Here is a 3,981-nt window from a genome sequence, read left to right as displayed (position 1 = left end):
TCGCCTGGGTGATCCTTTTGAGTGGATCGTTCCTGATCGCCGGAGTGATCTCCATGCCGCCTGCGACGCAGATCTTGAGAGGCGTTTTCCTGCCGCGGCTCAACGCGGAGAACTTGACGATCGTGATCGCGCTGATTGGAACCACGATCGTTCCGTACAACTTGTTTCTGCATGCCAGCGGCGCCGCGGCGACTTGGAGAGGTGCTGATCCCGATCAGGCGATGACGCAATCGGATTGGGACACCGGCTTATCGGTCGCACTGGGCGGGTTGGTGACGGCTTCGATTTTGGTGACCGCAAGCACGGCGTTTCACCAGACCGGAACGCCCTGGACATCGATCGATCAAATTGCCCAGCAGCTCGAACCCGCCCTGGGCCGAGGTGGCGGCATCGCGTTCGCACTGGGTTTGTTTGCGGCCGGGCTGACCAGCGCGGTCACGGCGCCGATCGCAACCGCGTATGCGATCTGCGGTTCGCTGCAGTGGGACGCGGATCCATCGAGTCGACGCTTTCGGGTGATCGCACTCGGCGTGGTATTTGTCGGCGGGCTGGTTGCGATCTGGTTTGGCAAAAGTCCCGCACTGACGATTCAATTTGCACAAGTTGCCAACGGGTTGCTGTTACCGATTGTCGCCTGTTTCCTGCTGTGGGTTGTGGCCAGACAGGGACGAACGACGGGAGAAACCGCTGGTCGGGGGCGGCAAGGTCTGGCGTTGTTCGTGGTAATCGGCGTCGCGTTGTTGGGCCTTTGGCGCATCGTCGGCGTGTTTCGGTAAACGCGACAGTGGTTTGGTTTGCGGCGACACACGCATTCAGCAGGAACCGTTAGGGCTGGCCATCGAGGTGGTGATGATGGGCATGGCTCGACTCGGTGGTGGCGTCGCTAGAAAACGGAACCGCTCCGTACGGCAACGTCTCGAAGTCGGATCGGCCCTCGGTGATGCAGATGAACTGGTTGGTCTGCAAATCCTCAAAGACCTGCGTCTTGTCTGTCGTGGGCCAAAACACTTCCAGTCGCGTGATGCGATTGGACTGTCCCAGTCCGATGTGTTGACGCAGCGGGTTGCCACCAAAGCTGCCGCCGCTGTTGACCCAACGATAGATCGAACGCTCCGTTGATCCGTCGCTGAGATCGACGCGGATGCGTGCCCCGATCGCGGCGGCATTCGACTCGGCACCGACCAGTTTGACGACGATCCAGTGGTTGCCGAACCCAGGATTCTCGAACAACGCGTTTCCATACGCGTCGCCGGCGAACCAGCCGCCGAGTTCATGCAACACGTCCTGGTCTCCGTCGTGATCCAAATCGGCGAACGCGACTGCGTGGCCTTTCTGTAGATGCCCGAATCCGCCCGCGGTGGTCACGTTTGCAAACGATTCGCCGGCGACGTTGCGAAACATCTGATTGGGGACCAGCGCTTCGAAGTCTGGAAATCCGGTTCCCAGGTAAAAATCCAAGTAGCCGTCATTGTCCAGGTCGCCGAAATTGGAACCCATCGGTTGTGTCACCCGTCGCAAGTTTCTCTCCGCAGCGACTTCGGTGAACCCGCCCGCCCCGTCGCCTTGGTACAGGCAATCCATTTCCGTTCGATGGGGAAGATCCAGAAAGTCGGCGGCGATCGGGTCAACGCTTTGTGAAAAGCTTGCGACAAAGATGTCCAACGCACCGTCGTTGTTGTAGTCCCAAAACCAAAGCGGAAAACTCACGTTCGGCCCCGCGACGCCCAGTTCCGGAGCCACGTCGACGAAACGGCCGTTTCCCAGGTTGCGAAAAAGTCGATTCGGGCCGTCTAAATTGGAAACGTACAGATCGGAAAACCGGTCGCCATCGTAGTCGCCCCAACAGACGCCCTTGGTGAATCCCAGATCGGCAACGCCGGCGTCCGTGCCGATTTCAACAAAGGTCCCATCGGAACGGTTCTGAAAGAGCTGGTTCGGAAAACCTTCGTTGCCGACGTACAAGTCCAGATCGCCATCGTTGTCGTAGTCGGCCCACGAGGCGGTTTGTGTGGGGAAGTTGTTTTCGGCCAAGCCGGCGTCAAACGTGACATCGCGAAAGTGGCCGTTGCCGTCGTTGCGCAACAGCGAATTGGGGTGGTGGCCGGACTCGCCCAACCAACCGCCACGCAGAACGAACAGGTCGAGGTCCCCATCGTTATCAAAGTCTGTCTGCAGCAGGTTCAACCCACCGTAGATGCCCAACAGCCCGGCCTGTTCGGTCTGGTCAGAAAAACTCCCGTCGCCATCGTGATGGTACAAACGCAGTTGCCCGGCGGGACTCCAAGACGAGACGACGAGATCCAGAAGGCCGTCGCCATCAAAATCGTCCGCGATCGCTCCGCCGGCCAGACTGAAGGTGTTCAGCCCCAGTTCCGGGGCGCGGTCCACAAAGCGAGGAAACGTTTGTTCCGATTCAAATGCGTCGGGTGGGATCAGAAACGACTCGGGAACGTCATCGGGATAACGACCGATCGCCATGTAGGAAAGGTTCAACAACCAGCGCGAGGGCAAGTGATCCGGTCGCGTCTCAAGCACACGGTGAAAGTAGGCGATCGCCCGGAGCGTTTCTTCTGGATGGACATGAACTCCATCCTCTCGGATCGGAAAAATGCAGCTTCCCGCGGTGTGGGCATCGATGCAGTTGTCATTTTCTGCTTTTCGAAGATGCGATACTCCAATGGAAAAGAACAGTTTATCAAACACACTTTGCGGCACCTCGGCCTGGCGGAGCAGATTGAATGCCGCTTTCTGTTGTTGGATGCCCTTGGACGTCTGCCCCAAGAAGACATTTTTGCTGCCGATTTCAAACAGCAGCGCCCCCCGCATCGCATACGCGTCGTCCGGTTGGACGTCGAGCTGGTTCTGAAAATCGATCAGGTCGGCATCGCCGAGAAAGAAGTTTTGTGTAGGGATGTCGGCTTTGATTTTCGCCAGGGTGTCGAGCATTCGATCATGCGAGTCTTGGGAAGCCAAATCCCCGCGATCGGAAACCGGAGAATCGTCCGATCGTGGCGAGTGGCAACCCGTTGAACAGATCAGTGTGACGATCAATGCGACGATCGGTGTGACGATTAGTGCGTCTGCAACTGCTCGAATCGCAACCGACACCATCGGCCGGGCCGCGTCCCTGGGAGATCGGCCCACGCGAGAATTGGTGCGGAGCGGTGTGGTCGTCCGGCGCATCGTCTGTTCCGCGTTTTGCATTGCGTTCACTTCTGTCCGCGAAAGAGTTTCGTTGCGGTGCCGTCGCCTTGGACGATCAAATAGTGGGCGTTGGTTGCCAGGGTGCCGATCTGATCGACCGAGCCGTCGGCCCAGACGACGTGAACGTTGGTGACTTCACCGGACGTTCCGACGCCGGCTCGCAAGATGCGTTCGTTGCTACACATGTAGCCATCGCCGGACAAGCACCACAACGATCGGTCTTGACCGTCATGAGAGAAACGAACGATCGCACCGGTCGCATCTCGCGTGCAATCCCGACCGACCAATCGAAAGGAGAGGTGACGGTTGGTGGTGGGCGTTTCGTTGATCAACAGTCGAGCCTGTTCGCGTGTGTGGGTGATCATCACGTCGTTGCGGTGGTCGCCATTGATGTCAACGGTCCAGAGCGCGCGGCCGACGTGGGGGCGTGAAAAATAGTCTCCCCAATCATCGTCGTCGAGCAACGCAAACGTGCCGTCGGTATGACGATGAAAAACCTGGAACGGCTGCTCGTAGGCATATTCACCGTCATCAAACTCACCAATATGACCGTTCGTGACCACGATTTCGTCGCTCCCGTCATCATCCAGGTCGATCGCTTCGGTTCCAAAGCCGACCGTCGCCAAGGTCGGTTGCAGCAAGCCGACCTCTCCGGTCCGGTCGCTCCAAAACCCCGGTGCGACTTGTTCGTAGTAAATGTTGTACTCATTGGCAAAACCGGTCACGTACAGGTCCAGATCGCCATCGCCGTCAAAGTCACTGGCCGCAATTCCCATG

3 protein-coding genes are annotated in these 3,981 nt (G+C 58.4%); 1 reads left to right on the top strand and 2 read right to left on the bottom strand.

The genetic code is table 11. From position 1 onward, the window contains the following. Positions 1-776 (top strand): NRAMP family divalent metal transporter (locus ABX749_RS24810; RefSeq protein ID WP_372898356.1); only part of this gene is annotated, 776 nt, incomplete at its 5' end. 49 nt (positions 777-825) lie between these two features. On the opposite strand, the gene ABX749_RS24805 is transcribed toward ABX749_RS24810, so the two are convergent. Beyond that, positions 826-2,946 (bottom strand): CRTAC1 family protein, encoded by a 2,121-nt coding sequence (locus ABX749_RS24805; protein ID WP_372898355.1) that lies wholly within the window; start codon positions 2,944-2,946, stop codon positions 826-828. A gap of 263 nt (positions 2,947-3,209) precedes the next feature. Next, positions 3,210-3,981 (bottom strand): ASPIC/UnbV domain-containing protein (locus tag ABX749_RS24800; RefSeq protein ID WP_372898354.1); only part of this gene is annotated, 772 nt, incomplete at its 5' end.

Origin of the sequence: Stieleria sp. (genome assembly GCF_041595215.1) — a bacterium.
GTDB classification, from domain to species: domain Bacteria; phylum Planctomycetota; class Planctomycetia; order Pirellulales; family Pirellulaceae; genus Stieleria; species Stieleria magnilauensis.
The sequence above is the reverse complement of the archived record's forward strand: the minus strand, read 5'-3'. Positions and strand labels throughout refer to the sequence as shown.

Excerpts from the sequence above, each read along its gene's own strand:
- ABX749_RS24805 (WP_372898355.1), bottom strand. The coding sequence starts at position 2,946 with ATGCTCGACACCCTGGCGAAAATCAAAGCCGACATCCCTACACAAAAC.